The sequence below is a fragment of the Mycobacteroides sp. PCS013 genome (assembly GCF_049532645.1).
Taxonomy (GTDB): domain Bacteria; phylum Actinomycetota; class Actinomycetes; order Mycobacteriales; family Mycobacteriaceae; genus Mycobacterium; species Mycobacterium gwanakae.
This window is the reverse complement of record NZ_CP150131.1, coordinates 2,302,421-2,321,630: the sequence shown is the minus strand read 5'-3', so window position 1 is coordinate 2,321,630 and position 19,210 is coordinate 2,302,421. Positions and strand designations below refer to the sequence as shown.

The 19,210-nt window shown below is 64.8% G+C and carries 22 protein-coding genes; 14 read left to right on the top strand and 8 right to left on the bottom strand.

Going from position 1 to position 19,210, the window contains the following annotated elements; all coding sequences use genetic code 11:
* Positions 1-10 precede the first annotated feature (10 nt).
* Positions 11-976, top strand: a complete 966-nt coding sequence (locus RHO23_RS11420) for a TetR family transcriptional regulator (protein ID WP_046255895.1) — start codon at positions 11-13, stop codon at positions 974-976.
* 14 nt (positions 977-990) lie between these two features.
* Entirely contained in the window at positions 991-1,236 is a 246-nt protein-coding gene (locus RHO23_RS11415; RefSeq protein WP_046254187.1) for a hypothetical protein, read from the top strand.
* Here the strand turns inward: RHO23_RS11415 and RHO23_RS11410 are convergent.
* Positions 1,224-1,682: a M23 family metallopeptidase gene (locus RHO23_RS11410; RefSeq protein ID WP_423489217.1), complete on the bottom strand. Its 459-nt coding sequence runs from the start codon at positions 1,680-1,682 to the stop codon at positions 1,224-1,226. The genes RHO23_RS11415 and RHO23_RS11410 overlap by 13 nt on opposite strands.
* Positions 1,683-2,054: 372 nt before the next feature.
* Here RHO23_RS11410 and rpsB point away from each other — a divergent pair, with 372 nt between their 5' ends.
* From rpsB to RHO23_RS11390, 4 genes are all read left to right on the top strand, one after another.
* Complete coding sequence (gene rpsB, locus RHO23_RS11405) at positions 2,055-2,888, top strand: 30S ribosomal protein S2 (RefSeq protein ID WP_030094010.1); 834 nt, start codon at positions 2,055-2,057, stop codon at positions 2,886-2,888.
* Entirely contained in the window at positions 2,889-3,707 is an 819-nt protein-coding gene (gene tsf / locus RHO23_RS11400; RefSeq protein ID WP_046254186.1) for a translation elongation factor Ts, read from the top strand.
* A 76-nt stretch (positions 3,708-3,783) separates the two neighbouring features.
* A complete protein-coding gene (locus RHO23_RS11395) occupies positions 3,784-4,377 on the top strand; it encodes a TetR/AcrR family transcriptional regulator (RefSeq protein WP_070921510.1) in 594 nt (197 codons plus the stop codon).
* 26 nt (positions 4,378-4,403) lie between these two features.
* Positions 4,404-5,786: a family 1 glycosylhydrolase gene (locus tag RHO23_RS11390; protein WP_423489089.1), complete on the top strand. Its 1,383-nt coding sequence runs from the start codon at positions 4,404-4,406 to the stop codon at positions 5,784-5,786.
* On the opposite strand, the gene RHO23_RS11385 is transcribed toward RHO23_RS11390, so the two are convergent.
* The gene (locus tag RHO23_RS11385; protein WP_423489088.1) at positions 5,783-6,400 is read right to left on the bottom strand and encodes a uridine kinase family protein; all 618 of its coding nucleotides are present in this window, start codon (positions 6,398-6,400) and stop codon (positions 5,783-5,785) included. The two genes, RHO23_RS11390 and RHO23_RS11385, sit on opposite strands and share 4 nt — an antisense overlap.
* 36 nt (positions 6,401-6,436) lie before the next feature.
* Between RHO23_RS11385 and pnuC the strand changes: the two genes are divergently transcribed.
* The 5 genes from pnuC to RHO23_RS11360 all read left to right on the top strand — a co-directional run bounded on the left by pnuC (position 6,437) and on the right by RHO23_RS11360 (position 11,732).
* Positions 6,437-7,015 carry a nicotinamide riboside transporter PnuC gene (pnuC, locus tag RHO23_RS11380; protein WP_064409169.1) on the top strand — a complete coding sequence of 193 codons (579 nt, stop codon included), beginning with the start codon at positions 6,437-6,439 and terminating at the stop codon, positions 7,013-7,015.
* A 91-nt stretch (positions 7,016-7,106) separates the two neighbouring features.
* Positions 7,107-9,383: an RNA polymerase recycling motor ATPase HelR gene (gene helR, locus RHO23_RS11375; protein WP_064409168.1), complete on the top strand. Its 2,277-nt coding sequence runs from the start codon at positions 7,107-7,109 to the stop codon at positions 9,381-9,383.
* Between the two features lie 121 nt (positions 9,384-9,504).
* Positions 9,505-10,230 carry a UMP kinase gene (gene pyrH / locus RHO23_RS11370; protein WP_030094003.1) on the top strand — a complete coding sequence of 242 codons (726 nt, stop codon included), beginning with the start codon at positions 9,505-9,507 and terminating at the stop codon, positions 10,228-10,230.
* Positions 10,231-10,275: 45 nt separating this feature from the next.
* On the top strand, positions 10,276-10,833 hold the full coding sequence (gene frr, locus RHO23_RS11365) for a ribosome recycling factor (RefSeq protein WP_030094002.1): 558 nt from the start codon (positions 10,276-10,278) through the stop codon (positions 10,831-10,833).
* Positions 10,834-10,853: 20 nt separating this feature from the next.
* Positions 10,854-11,732, top strand: a complete 879-nt coding sequence (locus RHO23_RS11360) for a phosphatidate cytidylyltransferase (protein WP_081349585.1) — start codon at positions 10,854-10,856, stop codon at positions 11,730-11,732.
* Here the strand turns inward: RHO23_RS11360 and RHO23_RS11355 are convergent.
* Entirely contained in the window at positions 11,729-12,526 is a 798-nt protein-coding gene (locus RHO23_RS11355) for a DUF6159 family protein (RefSeq protein WP_423489087.1), read from the bottom strand. The genes RHO23_RS11360 and RHO23_RS11355 overlap by 4 nt on opposite strands.
* 111 nt (positions 12,527-12,637) lie before the next feature.
* Complete coding sequence (locus tag RHO23_RS11350) at positions 12,638-13,456, bottom strand: DUF6159 family protein (RefSeq protein ID WP_057969309.1); 819 nt, start codon at positions 13,454-13,456, stop codon at positions 12,638-12,640.
* 88 nt (positions 13,457-13,544) lie between these two features.
* On the opposite strand from RHO23_RS11350, the gene RHO23_RS11345 reads away from it, so the two are divergent.
* Both RHO23_RS11345 and RHO23_RS11340 read left to right on the top strand, forming a co-directional pair.
* Complete coding sequence (locus RHO23_RS11345; protein ID WP_423489086.1) at positions 13,545-14,282, top strand: dienelactone hydrolase family protein; 738 nt, start codon at positions 13,545-13,547, stop codon at positions 14,280-14,282.
* Positions 14,282-14,896: a hypothetical protein gene (locus RHO23_RS11340; protein WP_423489085.1), complete on the top strand. Its 615-nt coding sequence runs from the start codon at positions 14,282-14,284 to the stop codon at positions 14,894-14,896. The genes RHO23_RS11345 and RHO23_RS11340 overlap by 1 nt, the downstream gene beginning before the upstream one ends.
* On the opposite strand, the gene RHO23_RS11335 is transcribed toward RHO23_RS11340, so the two are convergent.
* A complete protein-coding gene (locus RHO23_RS11335; protein ID WP_423489084.1) occupies positions 14,893-15,597 on the bottom strand; it encodes a hypothetical protein in 705 nt (234 codons plus the stop codon). The genes RHO23_RS11340 and RHO23_RS11335 overlap by 4 nt on opposite strands.
* Positions 15,598-15,606: 9 nt before the next feature.
* Complete coding sequence (locus RHO23_RS11330; RefSeq protein WP_423489083.1) at positions 15,607-16,542, bottom strand: DMT family transporter; 936 nt, start codon at positions 16,540-16,542, stop codon at positions 15,607-15,609.
* A 165-nt stretch (positions 16,543-16,707) separates the two neighbouring features.
* On the opposite strand from RHO23_RS11330, the gene RHO23_RS11325 reads away from it, so the two are divergent.
* Positions 16,708-17,574: a LysR family transcriptional regulator gene (locus RHO23_RS11325; RefSeq protein ID WP_070917370.1), complete on the top strand. Its 867-nt coding sequence runs from the start codon at positions 16,708-16,710 to the stop codon at positions 17,572-17,574.
* Here RHO23_RS11325 and RHO23_RS11320 read toward each other — a convergent pair.
* Both RHO23_RS11320 and RHO23_RS11315 read right to left on the bottom strand, forming a co-directional pair.
* Entirely contained in the window at positions 17,571-18,224 is a 654-nt protein-coding gene (locus RHO23_RS11320; RefSeq protein ID WP_064409163.1) for a class I SAM-dependent methyltransferase, read from the bottom strand. The two genes, RHO23_RS11325 and RHO23_RS11320, sit on opposite strands and share 4 nt — an antisense overlap.
* On the bottom strand, positions 18,217-19,167 hold the full coding sequence (locus tag RHO23_RS11315) for an NAD(P)/FAD-dependent oxidoreductase (protein WP_423489082.1): 951 nt from the start codon (positions 19,165-19,167) through the stop codon (positions 18,217-18,219). Before RHO23_RS11315 ends, RHO23_RS11320 begins: the two co-directional genes overlap by 8 nt.
* Between the last annotated feature and the right edge of the window lie 43 nt (positions 19,168-19,210).

Genomic DNA, 19,210 nt, shown 5'->3' with positions numbered 1-19,210 from the left:
CAAGGGACTGGTGACACGGGCAGGTACCAAGGGCATGCCCCGCGCCGAGCGGGAGCAGCAGATCCTCGATGCCGCGTGCCAGGAGTTCGGCCGCAGCGGATACGCGGGCATGTCCCTGGCGGCGGTGGCATCGGCGGTCGGTGTATCCAAGCCCATGGTGCTGGCGTATTTCGGGTCCAAGGAGCAGCTCTACATCGCGTGCGTGCAGCGCGCCGGAGCGATCGTCGGTGACCACATCGCTGCGGCAATGGAGGCGGCCCCGCCCACACTCGCGTTGCCACGGGCAGTGCTGCAGGCGATCTTTCAGGCGTTGGCACCCCGCCCATCCGATTGGCTGGTGATTTGGGATCAGACGCTGCCTGAGGACAGTGATGCACTGGCGGCTGCCCGGATCGCCAGAATGCGTCTCGCTGCCCTGGCCGGCCAGGGCGTGGCCGCGGTGGGAAGTGCGGCCACCGAGCTGCGCGATCCACAGGACATCGGTGTGCTCACGCAGGGCTGGATGGGGATGGTCGGCGCCATGATCACCTGGTGGATCCGGCACCCAGACCAGAGCGCAGAGCAGATGGCCGAGCGCGCCAGCCGACTGATCACGATCATCGCCAGTGCCGGGATATCCGAGGCGGAGTCGCCCGACGGGGTCGCCACGCCCCGCCCGGGCAAGCCCGTGCGGGGGTCCGGTTCCGGGCAGCCACTCAACGCGGCATTCGACCTTTTCGGTCGCCGTTGGGCCATTTTGGCGCTCTGGGAGCTGCGGTCGGGGTCAAAGACTTTCTCTGAGCTCAGGCAGCATATGAGCGACGTCGGGGAGGTATCGAGCGGCGTCCTCACCACACGCCTGAGCGAGCTGACCGCCGCCCACATCGTGCGCAGCCAGGACGGGCAGTACTCGCTGACGGCGGTGGGCAAGGCGTTGCTCGTCGCGCTGGCGCCGCTGGAATTGTGGGCAAGGGCCTGGTCGAAATCGGTCCGATGATTAGAGTTCCAAGCATGCGCGCCGGAATTCTGGTGGCGGCCACTACCGCCGTCGTAGGCCTCGGACTCGTGGCACCGGGAACGGCGACCGCTGATGTGTACCCGCCGTGGTGGGTGTGTATGGCCAACGGCGGTGAGATGCGTGCGTTCTACCAAGTGGTCACCGAACAGGACGCACTCGACAGATTCCATGACGCGGTCACCAGGCTGTCGCAGGCCACGGGAAAGCCCGCGCACGTCGACATCTGTCAGCCCGCCTGAAGCGGTTTGAGCCGTAGCGGCGTAGCGGCCAACAGTCCCAGCGGATCCAGGTAGTTCGCCGCCGAAGCAGGCCCGCGCAGCGCGCCCCAGTGCAAACAGGCCGCACCATCGCAGCCGGGATGTCCGGGCCGTAGTGTCCCGATGACCGATCCCCCGCTCACGCGCTGACCAGGCTTGACCAGTGGGGTAACCGGCTCGTAGGTGGTGCGCAGGCCGCCGTCGTGTTCGATCGAGACCAGCGTCCTACCCGCGAGGGATCCGGCGTACACCACGATGCCCGGCCCGGCCGCGGCCACCCGCTGATCGGGGAAGCCGGCCAAATCGACCCCGCGATGGCCCCGGTTCCAACGCTCGCGCGGCTTGTCGAAGTGCCGGGTTACTGCAGGTCGAGGACGTAGCGGCCAGCCGAAACGATCACCCGTGTCGCCCGGTGCGGTGGTGGCCACGGGGGAGGCGGTCAGCGCCACGGCCAGGATCAGTCCGGGACAGCCCACCCTTCTGAACCTCACGACATCATCGTGACCGGACGATTGTGGTGGAGGAAAGAGCCATTTCGGCCTCTGTGGATAACCTACGGGGTCTGCGCCCGATGCTTCGGTGCGTGGCGAAAAGCACTCGTCGCAGCATGTAAACTCATGACCGCAACTCGCCTAGCGGGTTGACTTCGCGCGTCTGTACACGAACTCGTGACCAGCATGCCGGGCGGTCCCATCCAGGGTTTCCTTCGGGAATCGAGGAATGGGTTCCGGCATCAGCAGACGCTAGGGCCCAGGATCACCCGATCCCAGGCGACAACCGACAAAAGGAACCATGGACTCATGGCTGTAGTAACTATGAAGCAGCTGCTTGACAGCGGCGCGCACTTCGGGCACCAGACCCGTCGTTGGAACCCCAAGATGAAGCGGTTCATCTTCACCGACCGCAACGGCATCTACATCATCGACTTGCAGCAGACGCTGACCTACATCGACAAGGCGTACGAGTTCGTCAAGGAGACCGTCGCCCACGGTGGGTCGGTCATGTTCGTCGGCACCAAGAAGCAGGCTCAGGAGCCCATCGCCGAAGAGGCGACTCGCGTTGGCATGCCGTACGTCAACCAGCGCTGGCTGGGCGGCATGCTCACCAACTTCTCCACTGTTCACAAGCGTCTGCAGCGCCTCAAGGAGCTGGAGTCGATGGAGCAGACCGGTGGCTTCGAGGGACGCACCAAGAAGGAAATCCTCATGCTCACGCGTGAGAAGAACAAGCTTGAGCGCAGCCTCGGCGGTATCCGGGACATGCAGAAGGTGCCGTCGGCGATCTTCGTGGTGGACACCAACAAGGAGCACCTCGCCGTAGCAGAGGCCCGCAAGCTGAACATCCCGATCATCGCGATCCTGGACACCAACTGCGATCCCGATGTCGTCGACTACCCGATCCCGGGCAACGATGACGCGATCCGCAGCGCCGCGCTGCTCACCAAGGTCGTCGCTTCCGCGATCGCCGAGGGCCTGCAGGCCCGCTCCGGCCTGGCCGGTGGCGACGAGAAGCCAGAGGCCGCCGAGCCGCTTGCCGAGTGGGAGCAGGAACTGCTCGCCTCCGCTGTCGCAACCACCGACGACGGTGCTGCGCCCGCGGCCGAGACCACCGAAACCACAACCGAGGAAGGCTAAATGGCGAATTTCACAGCCGCCGATGTGAAGCGGCTCCGGGAACTGACCGGTGCCGGAATGCTCGACTGCAAGAACGCCCTGGCCGAGTCCGACGGTGATTTCGACAAGGCCGTCGAGGTGCTGCGCATCAAGGGTGCCAAGGACGTCGGCAAGCGTGCCGAGCGCGCCACCGCCGAGGGCCTGGTTGTCGCGCGTGACGGCGCACTTGTCGAGCTGAACTCCGAGACCGACTTCGTTGCCAAGAACGCCGAGTTCCAGGGCCTGGCCGACGCCATCGTCGGTGCGGCCGCTGCCGGCAAGATCGGCGAGGTCGACGCCCTCCTGGCCGCCAAGGTCGAGGACGGCCGGACCGTTGAGCAGGCGATCGCCGACCTGGCCGCCAAGATCGGCGAGAAGTTGGAGCTGCGCCGGGTGGCGTACTTCGATGGAACGGTCGAGGCATACCTGCACAAGCGCGCCGCGGATCTGCCGCCGGCCGTGGGCGTGCTGGTCGAGTACACCGGTTCGGACGAGGGTGCCGCGCACTCTGTGGCGCTGCAGATCGCTGCGCTCAAGGCCAAGTACCTGACGCGCGAAGACGTTCCGGCCGACGTGGTCGAGAATGAGCGTCGCATCGCCGAGGAGACCGCCAAGGCCGAGGGCAAGCCCGAGGCCGCGCTGCCCAAGATCGTCGAGGGACGCGTGACTGGCTACTACAAGGATGTCGTGCTGCTGGATCAGCCGTCGGTGTCCGACAACAAGAAGTCCGTCAAGGCTCTGCTTGACGAGGCCGGTGTCACCGTGACCCGCTTTGCGCGGTTCGAGGTCGGCCAAGCCTAGGTTTCTCAAAACAATTCGGCCCCGCCAGGATTCGTTCCTGTGCGGGGCCGAACTGTTTGTGCGCTAGCCTCGGGCAATGCCAGCTGTTGGGCCTGATACAAAGCGGTATCCCAAAGGGGAGGCCAAGCGCCGGGAGATCCTCGCCGCGGCGTTGACGGTGTTGGAGCGTGACGGGGAGGCCGGCGCCTCGATGCGTGTCATCGCCAAGGAAGCCAACATCAGCCTGGCCGGGCTCATGCACTACTTCCCGACGCGCGATGTGATCCTCACCGAGATCCAGCGCGATGCCGATGCCAGATTTGAACATTGGTATGGCAATTCGGACTCCGAGATCGACCCCGGCGAGGTGCTCGCACAAGCGATGCTCGACAAGGCGAGTAAGCCCGGTTCCGGGACGGTGTATCTCTCATTGGCGGCCGCCGCGGCCGTTGACCCGGGCCACCCTGCCGGTGCTTACCTGCGGGACAGGTACGAAAGGATGCGCACGCTTATCGCCGAGTACGTGCGAGGGCGCCAGGCCGCGGGCGAGGTTCCCGAGCATGTCGATGCTGAATTCGCCGCGGCGGCGCTGATCGCGGCCGCAGACGGCATTCAGATCCAGTGGATGTCGGATCCATCCATCGACATGGGCAGCCACATGCGGCGGGTGTGGGAGCGGCTACTGGCCTAGAAAACCATACAGTGTATGGTTTTCGTATGAAATGGATCGTCTCCGTAGTGGCATCGGCAGTCGTCGTGGCATTGGGATTGGCCGCTTGCAGCCCGCAGCAGGAGAGTTCGAAGGACGACTCCGCCTGGGATCGCGGGTTCTACTGGGGTACTGCAACTGCGGGCTACCAGGTGGAGGGCAGTGCTCCCGACAGCAATTGGCGACGCTATGTCGATCGCACCGCCGGTAGGCCGGTTGAGCCCGGGGCTGATCCTCTGGGGGCTGGCCCGGTCGACCCGTACCGGCAGGCCGATGATTTCCGCCATCGATACGCCGAAGACATCGCCAATGCTCATGCCATGGGCGTCAATACATTTCGATTCGGGCTGGAGTGGTCGCGGGTGATGCCCGAGCCGGGCAAATGGGACGAGAAGGAACTGGCGTACTACGACTCCATCGTCGCGACGCTACGCGAGAACGGCATGACCCCGATGATCACGCTCATGCACTGGGTATACCCGGGCTGGGTCGCCGACCGCGGCGGCTTCATGAACAACATCGCGGCGTTCGAAGACTTCGCCAAGGCAATCACCAAACGCTATGCCGGACAAGGGGTGCTGTGGGTCAGCATCAACGAGCCGCTGGCTTTCGGGGCGATGGAGGTGCGCACCGGCGCGATCAAACCCGATCAGTTCGAAGGTTTCCTGGATCGTCTTGCGCAGGCTCATCGTGCGGTGTACCGGGCCGCGCACGACGCCGACCCCAAGGCCAAGGTGACCACCAACGAGGCCTACATCCCCCCGGATGTGTTGGCACAGTTCGCAGGCTTCGGGGTGAAGGGTCTGGAGGGTTCGTTCTTCGACCGGGTCACCGGCAGCCTGGATTACCTGGGCTTCGACTACTACACCGGCACCGCCCTGGACAATCCAGCCTCGGCGCAGAGCATGGCCGCACGCTGGAACATCAAGTTGCAGCCCGAAGACATCTACTACGTGTCGCGGCATTACGCGCAGCGATACCCCGGGCTGCCGATCTACATCGTCGAGAACGGCATGGTCACCGACAACGGAAAGCCGCGCTCTGACGGCGTGACCCGATCGCAGTACCTCAACGACACCGTCTTCTGGCTACAGCGGGCCAAGGCCGACGGTATCCCGATCATCGGGTACAACTACTGGTCGCTGGTCGACAACTACGAATGGGGAAGTTACCGGCCACGTTTCGGCCTCTACACCGTAGACGCGCTGGGTGATCCGGCACTGAAGCGCGTGCCCACCGATGCCGTCCAGACCTACACCCAGATCACCCGGGATGCAGGCACCGCAGCCGGCTACCGCCCGGCGATCCCGGCGGCGAAATGCTCCACGACGGTAGGGCAGGACAGCTGTGCGCCACTTGACCCGAACGGGCCGACGGTGCCGCTGCGCTAACGGCTGAGCAGGAAGTCGCGGTCGGGGTCGTCCGGTGGCACCGCGGGATCGCCGTCGACGATGAGGTCGGCGCGCACCGCGGTGGGATCCCGACGGAAGTGCGCTTCCTCCTCGTTGAGCCACAATCGCCAGAACTCGCGGAGCTCCTCGCCATCGCGAACCTCCGCGCGGCGCCTACGGGTCAGTTGGCCGGTCTGCACCCAGATCAGCGAACTCAACCAGCGGTCGGCGGCTGCGCGGCCCGAGCCGACGCCCTCGAGAATCAGCACCGACGGCGGTGCGCACTGCTCCGGTGGGCCGAATTCTCGGGTCGTCCAGTCGTAGCGCCGGTACTGCGCCAAGTTGCCGTGCGCCCAGGGCGCGAGAATCTGCTCCTCGAACCGCGGCCACCACCCGAAGAACGTCTCCCAGGACGCGAAGTCGTCGGTGTGCAGCAGCGCAGTAGACGGGCTTGTCGCCGATACCGCTGTGTGTAGTCGTGCAGCAAAGGTGCTCTTGCCGGCGGCGCCCCGGCCGTCGATGGCCACAACACGCACATCGCCGCAGTGTGGCTCGCTCTCGCTGATGATCGTGGCCAGCCACGCGAAGCTTCGCAGTGGTGCCGGTGTCGCCATGGCGCGAGCTTACTGGTGCTCGGCTAGCCTGTTGCGGTGGACTGGACAGAGCTAATCGGCAGCCTGGCCGGTGTGCTGTTCGTGATCCTCGCTGTCCGCCAGAATATTTGGACCTTCCCGGTCGCGATCGTCAGCTCGCTGTTCTACATCGTGGTCTTTAGCCGGCAGACCCTATACGCCGACGCTGCCCTGCAGGTCATGTTCATTGCGCTGGCCGCTCAGGGCTGGTACCTGTGGCAGCGGGGAAGCCCGGATCGGCATGGTGTCGCGGTGCGGCGGACGCCACGGCGGGCGTGGCTGCCGTTGGCGTTGTCCCTGGCGGTCCTGGTGGCGGGACTGTATGCGTTCCTCATCACGTTCACCGATTCCAATGCCCCTCAGCTTGATTCGGTGATCACCGGGCTCAGTATCGTCTCCCAATTCATGATGAACCGAAAATGGATCGAGAATTGGGCACTCTGGATCATCACCGACACGTTCTCCGTAGGTGTTTATCTGTTCAAGGGGTTGAACCTGACGGCAGGTCTATACGCGTTTCTCACCGTGATGGCCGCCGTCGGGCTATGGAGCTGGCGCAAAGAATTGCGGACGGAGACGACCGTCGACTCGGTGTGAACAACCTGCCCCTTCCAACATATATCGGACAGGGGGCCTTGCGGCAAGGCCCCGGTCATACCGCACAATCGCTGGCCGAACGTCAGATGCCATGAATGAGAACGGAAACGGGGAAGTCCAGTTGACGACATACGAGGAAGAACTGGAATCCGAGCGGGAGTACATCGCTGGGCTTTATGTGCGGCTCGACGCCGAGCGTGCGCGCGTTAAGGGGCGATACCGCAGCACCCTGCGTGCACCTGTCGATCAGCAGAACGGTGCGGCCATGGTCGAGCGCGACGACGAGGTGCGCGCACTGGCCAGTCAGGCGCAACGCTTGGACGTCGCCGACGACGGACTGTGCTTCGGCCGGCTGGATGCCGTCTCGGGAGAGCGGTCCTACGTCGGACGCATCGGTCTTCTGGACGAGACGAATGACTACGAACCACTGCTGATCGATTGGCGGGCTCCGGCAGCGCAGGCCTTCTACATCGCCACCGGGGCCAACCCGGAAAACACCCGGCGCCGGCGCCAATTTCGGACTCGGGGACGTCACGTCGACGCGTTCTCCGACGAAATCCTGGGCCGTCCTGACAGTGAAGATCGCGACGGCGAGCGCGGAAGCATGACTGATGCGGCGCTGCTCGCGGCCGTGAACGCACCGCGCGGCAACGGCATGCGCGACATCGTGGCGACCATCCAGGCCGAGCAGGACCGGATCATCCGGCTCGATCATCCTGGTGTGCTGGTCATCGAGGGCGGTCCCGGCACAGGCAAAACCGTCGTGGCGCTGCACCGCGTCGCCTACCTGCTGTACACCCAGCGCAAGCGGATGGAACGCCACGGTGTGCTGGTTGTGGGCCCGAATGCGGCCTTCCTCAGCCATATTTCGCGGGTCCTGCCGTCGTTGGGCGAGACGAACGTGGTGTTCACGACGGCGGGAGATCTGCTGCCCGGTCTGAAGGTGACGGCGGAGGACGGAGCGGAGGCCGCGCGTCTCAAGGGCTCGCTGCAGATTCTCGACGTGCTCGCGGCTGCGGTCGCGGATCGGCAGCGGACCCCTGTGGAACCACTGCGCATCCAGCTCACCGACGTTTCGGTGCGCATCGATGCCGATATAGCGCAGTGGGCCATCGAAGAGGCGCGTGCGAGCAGGCTCCCGCACAACGAGGCGCGAACGGTCTTCACCGACGTACTGACGTGGGCGATCACCGAGCGGGCTATCCCACGTATCGGCAAGGGGTGGCTCACACGCGAGGACCGCAAGGCCTGGGAGCACCTGCGCGCGGAGCTGCTGGATGAACTCGGGGATCACGAGGGATTCGCCGCCGCACTCGACGAGCTATGGCCGATGCTGACGCCGGAGATGCTCTTGTCGGAGCTGTACACCTCACCGGAGCGGCTGCGCGCTGCCGGTGCGGATCCGGCACTGGCACGCCCTGTCGGTGACGCATGGACGGTCTCAGACGTACCCCTGCTCGATGAGCTTGTCGACCTGGTGGGCCGCGATAAGGCCGCAGAGGAGGCGGCTGAACAGGAGCGCAGGGCCGAGGCCGAGTACGCGGCCGGGGTGTTGGACCTGATGACCGGCCGTGAAGACATGATGGACGACGAAGACCACCTCTTCGCCACCGATCTGCTCGGCGCCGAGGACCTCGCGGAACGATTCACCGAACGTGACACCCGCGACCTGGTCGAACGCGCGTCGGCCGACCGGGACTGGACGTACGGGCACATCGTGATCGACGAGGCGCAGGAGCTGTCCGAAATGGACTGGCGAGTCTTGATGCGCCGGTGTCCAAGCCGCTCGTTCACGGTGGTCGGGGACCTGGCTCAGCGCCGATCGGTGGCCGGTGCCACCTCCTGGGACGCGATTCTGGCCCCGTACGTGCCGGGACGCTGGCTGTACCGGTCGTTGTCGGTGAACTACCGCACCCCGGCCGAGATCATGGCCGTCGCCGCGGCGCTGCTTGCCGAGTTCGCACCGGGCGTCCAGCCACCCGAATCCGTCCGTTCCTGCGGCGTGCGCCCCTGGTCAAGACATCTCACCGAGGGCGAATTATCAAAAGCCATCGAGGAATTCACGAGCGATGAAGACGCTCGGGAGGGCACGAGTGTGGTGATCGGGCCACCGGGTGTACCCGGCACGGTGCCCGCCTCCGAGACCAAGGGCCTGGAGTTCGACGCGGTGCTGGTCGTGGAGCCGGAACGGATCCTGGCAGATGGGCCGCGAGGTGCGGCCGAGCTCTATGTGGCGCTCACCCGCGCCACACAGCGCCTGGGCGTGCTGCACGTGGCGCCGTTGCCGCAAGCTCTCGCCGGCCTCACCGAAACCACAGTCGGCCCCGGCTCGGTTCGCCGGGTCGTGCCAACGAGCGTCGCCCAATAAGGCAGGATAGACACCGCCGTCGCGGCCTTCCGATGAGCCGCTTGCGCGATGAGCGGAAGCAGCGGGCCCGATGGCTGAGTTTTGTGCACCGGCGTTGTTGAACCCGTACCGAGGAGGCGTGATGACTCGCGATGTGAGCCGCACCGGATATAAGCGGGTGCTGCTCAAGCTCGGCGGCGAGATGTTCGGCGGGGGAGCTGTCGGTCTTGACCCGGATGTGGTCCATAGGGTGGCCAGCCAAATTGCCGAGGTGGTTCGCAGCGGTGCCGAGGTGGCGGTCGTTATCGGCGGTGGCAACTTCTTCCGCGGCGCGCAGCTGCAGCAGCGCGGGATGGAACGGACGCGCTCGGACTACATGGGCATGCTCGGCACCGTGATGAATAGCCTTGCACTGCAAGACTTCCTGGAAAAAGAAGGCATCGTCACGCGCGTGCAGACGGCTATCACCATGGGCCAGGTTGCCGAACCGTACATCCCGCTGCGGGCCAGGAGGCATCTGGAGAAGGGCCGCGTTGTCATCTTCGGTGCCGGCATGGGATTGCCGTACTTCTCCACCGACACCACTGCGGCACAGCGCGCGCTGGAAATCGGCGCCGAGGTAGTGCTGATGGCCAAGGCGGTCGACGGCATCTTCACCGATGACCCGCGCGCCAATCCTGACGCCGAGTTCCTGCCGGAGATCACGCACCGTGAGGTCATTGATCGCGGATTGCAGGTCGCCGATGCCACCGCGTTCAGCCTGTGTATGGACAACCGGATGCCGATCCTGGTGTTCAACCTGCTTACCGAAGGCAATATCGCCAGGGCGGTCGCAGGTGAGAAGATCGGAACGCTGGTAACACCATGATGAGCCGCTTGCGCGAAGATCATCAGACCCGATGGGAGATCAATCGTGATTGACGAGGTTCTTCTCGACGCCGAGGAGAAGATGGAAAAGGCCGTGTCGGTCGCCCGCGATGACTTCGCGACGATTCGCACGGGCCGTGCCAACCCTGGAATGTTTCAGCGGGTTGTCATCGACTACTACGGCACCATCACCCCCATCACGCAGATCGCCGGCATCAACGTGCCCGAGGCTCGCCTGGTGGTCATCAAGCCGTACGAGGCCAATCAGCTCAAGGCCATCGAGGAGGCGATCCGCAACTCGGACCTGGGTCTGAACCCGAGCAACGACGGCAGCATCATTCGCGTTGCCATTCCGCAGCTCACCGAGGAACGTCGTCGCGAGCTCGTCAAGCAGGCCAAGGGCAAGGGCGAGGACGCCAAGGTGACCCTGCGTAACATCCGGCGTAAGGCCAATGACGAACTGAACCGGATCAAGAAGGACGGCGAGGCCGGCGAGGACGAAGTGGGCCGCGCGGAAAAGGATCTGGACAAGACCACCTCCCAGTACGTGACTCAGATCGATGAGTTGGTGAAGCACAAAGAAGGCGAGTTACTGGAGGTCTAGGGCCCCCGGTAATGACGACCATGGGAGATACCGACGCGGCTCCGGCCCCCGGCAACAGCCCTGCGCCCCCTTCGGGGACGAAGTCCCGGGCCGGACGCAATTTGCCGGCGGCCATCGGCGTCGGCGCTGTTCTCGCCGCCATGATCATTTTCTCGCTGCTGTACCAGAAGGAGATCTGGGTCGGCATCATCTCGGTCTTCCTCGGCATCGCGATGTGGGAGGTGACCAAGCGGCTGCGCCAGGCCGACATCTCGGTGCCATTCATCCCGCTCTTCGTTGGAGGGCAGGCCATGATCTGGCTGACCTGGCCGTGGGGGACCGCCGGAGCGTTGGGTGCGTTTGGCGCTACCGTCGTGGTCTGCATGATCTGGCGCCTGGTCGGGCACGGGTTGAACCAGCAGCCGGTGAACTATCTGCGCGATGTCGCCATCACGGTGTTCGTCGCCGCGTGGATCCCGCTGTTCGCATCCTTCGGCGCGCTTCTGGTCTATCCGGACAATGGCGCTGAGCAGGTCTTCTGCCTCATGCTCGGGGTCACCTTCTCCGACATCGGAGGGTATGCGGCCGGTGTGCTGTTCGGTAAGCATCCGATGGCACCCGCAATCAGTCCTAAGAAGTCCTGGGAGGGCTTGGCAGGCTCGCTCCTGGTGGGCACGACCGCATCGACACTGGCGGTGACCTTCCTGCTGGGCCACCATCCCTTTGTCGGTGTGGCACTGGGCATCATGCTCGTCATCACGGGAACCCTCGGCGACTTGGTCGAGTCGCAGGTCAAGCGCGACTTGGGCATCAAGGACATGGGCACGCTGCTGCCCGGACACGGCGGCATCATGGACCGTCTGGACTCGTTGCTGCCTTCCGCGGTGGCCACCTGGATTGTGTTGACGCTCTTTATCTAGGTCGTGTTTGACGCGGCTGCGCTTCGGTACAGCACCGTTTGATAAATCCCGCTGACGGTCACGGCGGTCAAGACTGCGGCCGCGATCCAGAGACCACCGCACAGTCCGAGCAGGCCCGCGAGCACTCCTTGGCCCGCCGCGGCGGCGGCGAAAAGCAAAGCCGCACCTGGCAGTACCAGCACCAGGGTGAAGATGCGAAGACCCGCCTGGGCAAGGACATTTTTGGCCAGCACGCGCCGGAGGACGCTCTTGGAGGCCTTGATGGCATCCGTGGTGCGTGCGTCGTGCAGGACGATTCTCGGAAGCACCTGGAATGAGACTGCGCGCCAGACGAGGTCGAGAAAACGTCCGATGAAGAGAACGTGCACGAGGCTCCCGACATACAGGAGATTCTCGTCGATGACACCGATGCCCCAGGTGACGGCCGCATCGATGAGAACCCAGGGGACGAGCCGCCAGCGGTAGCGGGCTGCCGTCCGGAAACCGTTGGCGAAGATCGGCTTTCGACCCTCCAGTGCGGCGTCCGCCTGTGTCATCAGGGCCGTGAGCCAGAACATCACGAGGTACCACAGGATGAGGTAGTCGACGGTCAGCGCGGCACGGATGAACTGTGGCGCCGTCTTGTCGATGCCCGGCGGCAAGAGAAGTCCCAGGGTTATCAAGACCACGATGAACACGGCGAAGGTGAGGGCGGCTGCGACGGGGAAGAGCGCGAGCGTCCTGTGACGGCGTAGGAGGCGTATCGATGTCTTGAAGATGTCCCACGACGTCGGCAGTGCGTTGGAAGAAGCCACCGAGTCCCCTGATGCGTAACAAACTCCTGTTACACAAGTTACCAGTGTGACAACTGAGGTGCGAGGAAGAGTGACAGGTGCCACCCGAATCCAGGATGGCGTGGAGGTCGTCTACCTGGTCTTGAGCGCCTGACGCAGGTCCACTCCGGCGAACGGTCCCGGCACATGGCCGTCAACCGTGAACCTGTACAGGGCGGTCTGAAAGATCCCGGTGAGCGCGGCGCCGATGATGGAGCCCGCCAGGATCCAGAGTGCGCCGAGTGCCACGAGCACGCCCGTCACGGCGGTGACATTCGCGGCGACTCCCAGATAGATCAACCCGGCTCCGGGCAGCGTCAACATCGCGGTGAAAAAGTTCAGGCCCACGACGCCGACAACGTTCTGGCCCCAGGCGTTCTTGAGTGTTTCCTTGGTCTTCTTGACGGCGTCGATTGCGCCGAGATTCTGCAGCACGATCGTGGGCAGCACCTGGAAGGACACCACACGCCAGGCGACATCCAGCAATCGCCCGACGAACGGCACCCGCTCCTCGATGGCGCTGATGATCCAGGAGACGACACCGGTGATAAGAACCCAGGGGAGCAGACGTCCGCCGCGCTGGGCTGCTGCCGAGATTCCCCCGGCGACGCTCGGGTCTCCGCCCTCTAGTGCGATGTTCGCCTGCGAGATGAGCGCCGCCTGCCAGAACGTCGCGACGTACATCAGCACGAAGTACCCGACGGCGAAGACCGGGTAAAAGAGCGGCGGCACCGAATCTCCGGTCGTCGCGGGCAGTAGCAGGACGCCGAGGGTCACCATTCCGATGAGCACAAGCAACGCGGTAAGCCCGGACAAAATCGGGAAGACGACGAGCTCCTTACGTGAGCTCAGCACCTTCGCGGATGTCTTGAAGATTTGCCACGACGTCGACAGCGTGCTGGTGACGGCCATCAGATTTCCCCCTGGTCATTGACGGATCAATGAGGCTCAAGATACCAGTGCAGTAGCTACCCGCATGGGTGGCTGGTTTGATGGACATATGTCTCGTCGCGACGTTCAGATCCCGACAGCCGACGGGCAATGCCCGGGCACTCTGCACCTGCCGGACCAGCCCGGCCCCGCCGTAATCCTCTACCCCGACGCCGGCGGTGCCCGCGAGGTCATGCGCGAGATGGGGGACCGCCTCGCGACGCTGGGGTACGTCGCGTTGATGCCCGACGTCTACTACCGCGAGGGCGATTGGAAACCTTTCGATCTGGCGACAGCGTTCGGTGACCCGCAGGAGCGTGGTCGTCTCTTCGCGACGATGGCCACCCTCACCCCCGAGCGCATCGACGCCGACGCGGGGGCATTTCTGGATTTCCTCGGCCAGCAGGTCGAGGTCACGGGCGACACGGTAGGTCTGACCGGATACTGCATGGGAGGGCGGATCTCGTTGCGGGTAGCGGCGACTCACGCTCCCCGGGTGGGCGCCGCCGCGTCATTCCACGGTGGCAACCTGGCCAAGGCCGACGACCCGAATAGTCCGCACCACCTCGCCGACCGGATCACCGGTGTGGTGCTGGTTGCCGCCGCAGAGCAGGACGCTTCCTTTCCACCCGAGCAGGAGCAGCTCCTGGCGCAGGTGCTGACCGATGCCGGGGTGCGACACACCATCGAGACATACCCCGCCCGGCACGGGTTCGCGGTCACGGACAACGCCACCTACGACGAGGCGACGGCCGAGCGGCATTGGCAGGCCCTCGCCGAGCTCTACGGCTCACACCTGGGGGTTTAATGCTGTTCGAGCCCAGGCTGCGGGCCGGAATTCGCGATGGCACCATCTCGGTGGCTTACCGCCGCTGGAAGCGCCCCCAGGTGAAGATCGGTGGTCGTTACCGCGTCGGCTCGGATCGCATTCGTTCCATGACCGAGTTCGATTTCATCGAGGTCGATGCTGTCGATGAGATTACGGCGCGCGACATCGACGATGCCGACGCGCTACTAGCCGGTTATCCCTCAGCCGCGGCAGCGCGAAGCGATGTCGGCGTGAGCGGTAACGATCCTTTGTACCGCTTGGCGTTTCGAAAGATAGCGATGGCCGATCCGCGCGCGGAGCTGGCCTCTGCGGTAGCGCTCACGGATGCCGACATCGCCGATATCGACGCGCGATTGGATCGGATGGACCGCAGCGCCACGCCGGGGCCGTGGACTCGCGAGGTGCTGCGAGAGATCGCCCAGCGCCCGCAGGTACGTGCCAAAGACCTCGAATCTTGCTCCCGCTGGCCCGATTTGGCGACGTTCAAGGTGCACGTGCGCAAGCTCAAGAACCTTGGTCTGACCCTGAGCCTGCCGGTGGGCTATCGGCTCTCACCGCGCGGTGAGGAGTATCTGGCCCGGGCGCTGAGCTAGCAGCTGAATTCCCGGCCGCTGCCGTCGGATGGGGTGGTCTCTTTCAGGCAACCGAAGGGCTCGATTCCGGCATCACTGACCCGAATCGCGGACTTGGTTTTGGTGTTCGCACAGAACAATCCGGAAGTCTCACTGCGGCAAGCGAAATCCCCGAACGTCAGGCGGCCGCCGTAGTCGAGTGGGTTTCCGTCGCCGCTTTGGAAGGGGCCTGGGTCGCCATGGAGCCCGCCCACGGTGACCTGCTGGCCATTGAAATCTGTCCATCCGCCGACCCAGTTACCCTCGGTACCGGCGGGCCGCTTTGGCGGATTCGTCAGGTTGACCAGGCAGGACAGTGTGCCGGGCTCGATGTTGCTCGTCATGCATCGCGTCTTGCCTGAGGGAGTCTTGAACGCGACATTCTCCCCGAGATCGGTCTTCTGGCCATCCTGGCTGGTCGCCGAGTGAAAGTTGGTGGCATTCACCGGCGCTCCCTTGGAAATCCACTGCGCCACAGCGTCATATGGCGTACCGGCGACGGGTTCCGGCAATTCGATGGGAGTCGTCGTGGTGGTCGTGGTGGGGGCCTTGCTTGTGGTGCTGCTTGACGTTGGTGTGCTTGATGGGGGAGTGGTCGGGGAGACCGAGGCTCCCTTCGAGCATCCTGCGACCAGGAGCGTCGCTCCCAGCATGATCAGACCACCGTGTAACAGGGCACGCATGCAGCCAGGCTAGCTGGCTGCCACCGACTGACGGGTAGGCGCGGCGGCTGCCACCTCGATTCCGGGATTCTTCTCAGCTGCGGCGGGCCTGCTGGCACGGGCGTTCAGCCAGCAGGCCAGTGCGCCGAGCACCAGCCCGATACCGATGCCGACATCCACACGCTGGCCGAGAATCGCCCACGACAACAGTCCTGCGACGGCAGGGATGACGCAGAACAGCATGGCCACCGCGGAAGCGCCGAACCGGCTCACAGCGTGGACGTAGGTGGAGATGCCGAGTACCGCGCTGAACACCACCATGGCGCCCACCGTCCAGGTGGCCTTCCATGGATCATGTACGGCAGTGGGCGTCAGCAGGGCCAATATGCCGGCGGGCACCAGCCCGGCGACGTTCTGAATGGTGCAGTTGACCCGGAAATCCACACCAGCGCAGAAACGCTGCTGGTACACGCCCCCCGCGGCCAGGCCGAGCAGCGCGATCAAGAGCAGCACCAGCACCGTGTCGACGCCACCCGTCGCGAGCAGCCGGCTGGCGCAGGCGGCCAGCACGGCAACTATGCCGAGCGCCAGGGCAAGGACTCGCCACCCGTTGAGCCGCTCACCCAGAAACAGGGCCGCGAGCACCGCGGTGACAACAGGATTCATGGAAATGACGACCGCGCCAAGGACGGCGGGCGCGCCATGTTCGAGGGCTTCGTACAACGCGCAGAACTGCACCGCCTGCATCAACAGGCCGGTAATGACGACGTGCCCGAGCTTGCGACCCGTCGGCCAGGCCGCCTTGGCCAGTAGGGCCCAGGCGGCGACGATCAGACCGGCGAAGGTGAAGCGGGCGACCAGCACCAGCATGGGTGTCATGGCGGATACCGCGAGCGCGCCAACGGGGTAGCCCAGTGCGTAGAGGAATGTCAGCATCGACGCGAACCACATCGGCATCTTCTGCATGCCTGCCATGGTCGCCGGTCTCGACGACCGATGTCCAACGATAATTACTGATCAAAATCAATCAGCAATCGTTATCAATTGATACATCCCACCCAGTGTGGAGCTCACGATCACCCGACATGGAGAAACATTGATCAAGAATTGTGATCGGACTACGGTGGCGATATGGCGAGTTCGACACTCGATATCGCACCGCTGCGGTCGCTGGTCGCAGTGGCGGATTGCGGGGGATTCCACCGGGCCGCGGCCGTGCTGCATCTGACCCAATCCGCGGTCAGTCAGCATGTGCGCAAGCTGGAGGCCGCGGTCGGAGAGCCGGTGGTCCGGCGTTCGGGGCGCGGTGTGGTGTTCACCGATAAGGGAGCGCAGCTGCTGGCGCACGCTCGTCGCATCCTTGCCGCGCACGACAGTGCGGTCGACGATCTGATCGCCGGCCAAGAACGCACGCTGATTCTGGGGGTCACCGAGCACGGCGCGGATTTGATACTGCCCAGCATCACCACTGCGCTGCGCAGTCATCTCCCGGATTGGTCGGTGCGGGTGCGGTTCGATCGCAACCTTTATCTCGCCGAATCCGTGGACCGGGGGAGCATGGATCTGGCGGTCATCCTCGACGGATCGGGCCTGGATCGAGCCAACGCGGTGGGCACCGTTCGGCTGCGGTGGGTTGCGGCACGTGGCTACAAGGCGGGTTCCATTGAGCCCCTGCAGGTCGTGACCTTCACCGAACCGTGCACCCTGCGTGCGCCCATGTTCAGCGCGCTGCACACGCTGGGGCGCCAGTACCAGATTGTGGGGGAATCACCGGACTTGTCGGGGTTGTACGCGGGCCTGCGATCCGGGTTGGGAATGGCGCTGCTGCCCATCATCGGGTGGCTGCCCGACGGCATCGCCCCGGTCGAGGCCATGCCCGCGGCGAACCTGGCGACCCTATCGGTCGTCGGCCGCCGCGGGCTTGAAGCCGGCGTGTATGCCGCTGTGGAAGGGGCTGCACGCGAGGCGCTTTCGGGCGCCGCCGCGGCGATCGCCTAGACCACTTCTGCGGCAGCGGTGCGGTGGGCCCGCAGCACCGTATCGGCGATATCGAACTCCTCATCGTCTCGCGTAAATGTGCGGTTGCGTGACTCGGCGACGAGGATGCTCCACAGGTCAGGATCGAGCGTGTCGGCGATGTCCTCGGCGGTGAAGTACCAGTCGGGCAGGTCCGGCCGCCCGATCGCCGCGTGCATGTCCGACGGATGGTGCCCGACGATCAGCAAGGTGCCCCCCGGTGCCACTGCTGCGGCCAGCGCGGCGAACACGGGCTCGCGCAGCTTTGTCGGCAGGTGCATGAAATGCGAGGTCACCAAATCGAATTGCCGATTCGGCTGCCATGTTGTCAGGTCGGCCTGCATCCAGGTGATCCTGTTGGCGAGCTCGGGGTCGGCTCTGGTGGCATTGTCGGCGGCACGAAGCAGGGCGGTCTCCGCGAAATCCATTCCGGTGACCTGCCAGCCCTTCTGGGCCAGCCAGATCGCGTCACCGCCCTCGCCGCAGCCGGCGTCGAGTGCGGTTCGTGGCGGCAGTGACGAAATCTCATTGACCAGTTGTGGATTGGCGTTCCCGCTCCATAGTGCGTCGTGCGACCGGTAAAACTCATCCCAGGACTTCTCGTCGGACGGCGGGTTCTGGTGATCACGCATGTTGTAACTCCTGGGCGTCGGCGACCGCGAGGTCGGCGTTGATGATCGCGGCGACCTCGGTTCCGGCCGCCGCAGAAGTGATGACTTGCGCCTTGATATCGGTGACGTTTCCGGCGGCGTAGATTCCCGGCACCGCAGTGGCTCCCCTGGTGACCGGCAGATATGTCCCCAACAGATGGTCTTCGAGTCGCATTTCCTGCGCCGTCAGGCGTACCGGCGCCAACATGTCGACGCGCGCCGACACCACGGTCGCGACGACCAGCGCATCACACGGAAGCACGGCGCCGGTTCCCAGCTCTACCGCGGTGAGCGAGTCATCGCTGATTCGCAGGCGGGCAACGGGGCCGTCCACCACGCCGATGTCCCGGCGAGCCAGCTGCGCAGCATCCTCGGGTGATAACGGAAAATCGTTGTGCCGCACCAGGCTGACGTTATCGCTGAGCTGGCGGAAGAGCAGCGCGTGGTGAACCGCTAGTGGGCCGGTGCCGAGCACGGCGATGGCGCGATCGCGCACTTCCCAGCCGTGGCAGTAGGCGCAGTGCAGGACGTCGCGGCCCCAACGCTCGGCCAGGCCCTCGATATCGGGTAGTTCATCCACGACTCCGGTGGCCACCAGGACGCGGCGGGCTTGCACCGTTGAGGTCGTGCCGTCTGGCCAATCCACCGTCACGTCGAAATGGTTGTCCGCGTGGGACACCGAGCTGGCGCGCGCGTCGCGGAAGACCGCGCCGTACTGTGCCGCCTCGCCGCGCCCGATATCAAACAGTTCTGACGGCGGAGTCGACTCGCGTCCGAGGTAGTTGTGAACCCGATCCGCCGGCGCGTTGCGCGGGTGGTGATCGTCGATCACGACCACCGACCGCCGCGACCGAGCGAGGGTGATGGCGGCCGACAGGCCCGCGGCACCGCCACCGATGATGGCTACATCCCAGAGTTTGTTCATGACACCACTATTGGGGCGGACCTGCGAAACACGCAAGCTTTCT

Coding starts and splice junctions, on each gene's coding strand:
- RHO23_RS11415 (WP_046254187.1), top strand. CDS start 991: ATGCGCGCCGGAATTCTGGTGGCGGCCACTACCGCCGTCGTAGGCCTC.
- rpsB (WP_030094010.1), top strand. CDS start 2,055: ATGGCTGTAGTAACTATGAAGCAGCTGCTTGACAGCGGCGCGCACTTC.
- tsf (WP_046254186.1), top strand. CDS start 2,889: ATGGCGAATTTCACAGCCGCCGATGTGAAGCGGCTCCGGGAACTGACC.
- RHO23_RS11395 (WP_070921510.1), top strand. CDS start 3,784: ATGCCAGCTGTTGGGCCTGATACAAAGCGGTATCCCAAAGGGGAGGCC.
- RHO23_RS11390 (WP_423489089.1), top strand. CDS start 4,404: ATGAAATGGATCGTCTCCGTAGTGGCATCGGCAGTCGTCGTGGCATTG.
- RHO23_RS11385 (WP_423489088.1), bottom strand. CDS start 6,400: ATGGCGACACCGGCACCACTGCGAAGCTTCGCGTGGCTGGCCACGATC.
- helR (WP_064409168.1), top strand. CDS start 7,107: ATGAATGAGAACGGAAACGGGGAAGTCCAGTTGACGACATACGAGGAA.
- pyrH (WP_030094003.1), top strand. CDS start 9,505: ATGACTCGCGATGTGAGCCGCACCGGATATAAGCGGGTGCTGCTCAAG.
- RHO23_RS11360 (WP_081349585.1), top strand. CDS start 10,854: ATGGGAGATACCGACGCGGCTCCGGCCCCCGGCAACAGCCCTGCGCCC.
- RHO23_RS11350 (WP_057969309.1), bottom strand. CDS start 13,456: ATGGCCGTCACCAGCACGCTGTCGACGTCGTGGCAAATCTTCAAGACA.
- RHO23_RS11345 (WP_423489086.1), top strand. CDS start 13,545: ATGTCTCGTCGCGACGTTCAGATCCCGACAGCCGACGGGCAATGCCCG.
- RHO23_RS11340 (WP_423489085.1), top strand. CDS start 14,282: ATGCTGTTCGAGCCCAGGCTGCGGGCCGGAATTCGCGATGGCACCATC.
- RHO23_RS11335 (WP_423489084.1), bottom strand. CDS start 15,597: ATGCGTGCCCTGTTACACGGTGGTCTGATCATGCTGGGAGCGACGCTC.
- RHO23_RS11330 (WP_423489083.1), bottom strand. CDS start 16,542: ATGCAGAAGATGCCGATGTGGTTCGCGTCGATGCTGACATTCCTCTAC.
- RHO23_RS11325 (WP_070917370.1), top strand. CDS start 16,708: ATGGCGAGTTCGACACTCGATATCGCACCGCTGCGGTCGCTGGTCGCA.
- RHO23_RS11320 (WP_064409163.1), bottom strand. CDS start 18,224: ATGCGTGATCACCAGAACCCGCCGTCCGACGAGAAGTCCTGGGATGAG.
- RHO23_RS11315 (WP_423489082.1), bottom strand. CDS start 19,167: ATGAACAAACTCTGGGATGTAGCCATCATCGGTGGCGGTGCCGCGGGC.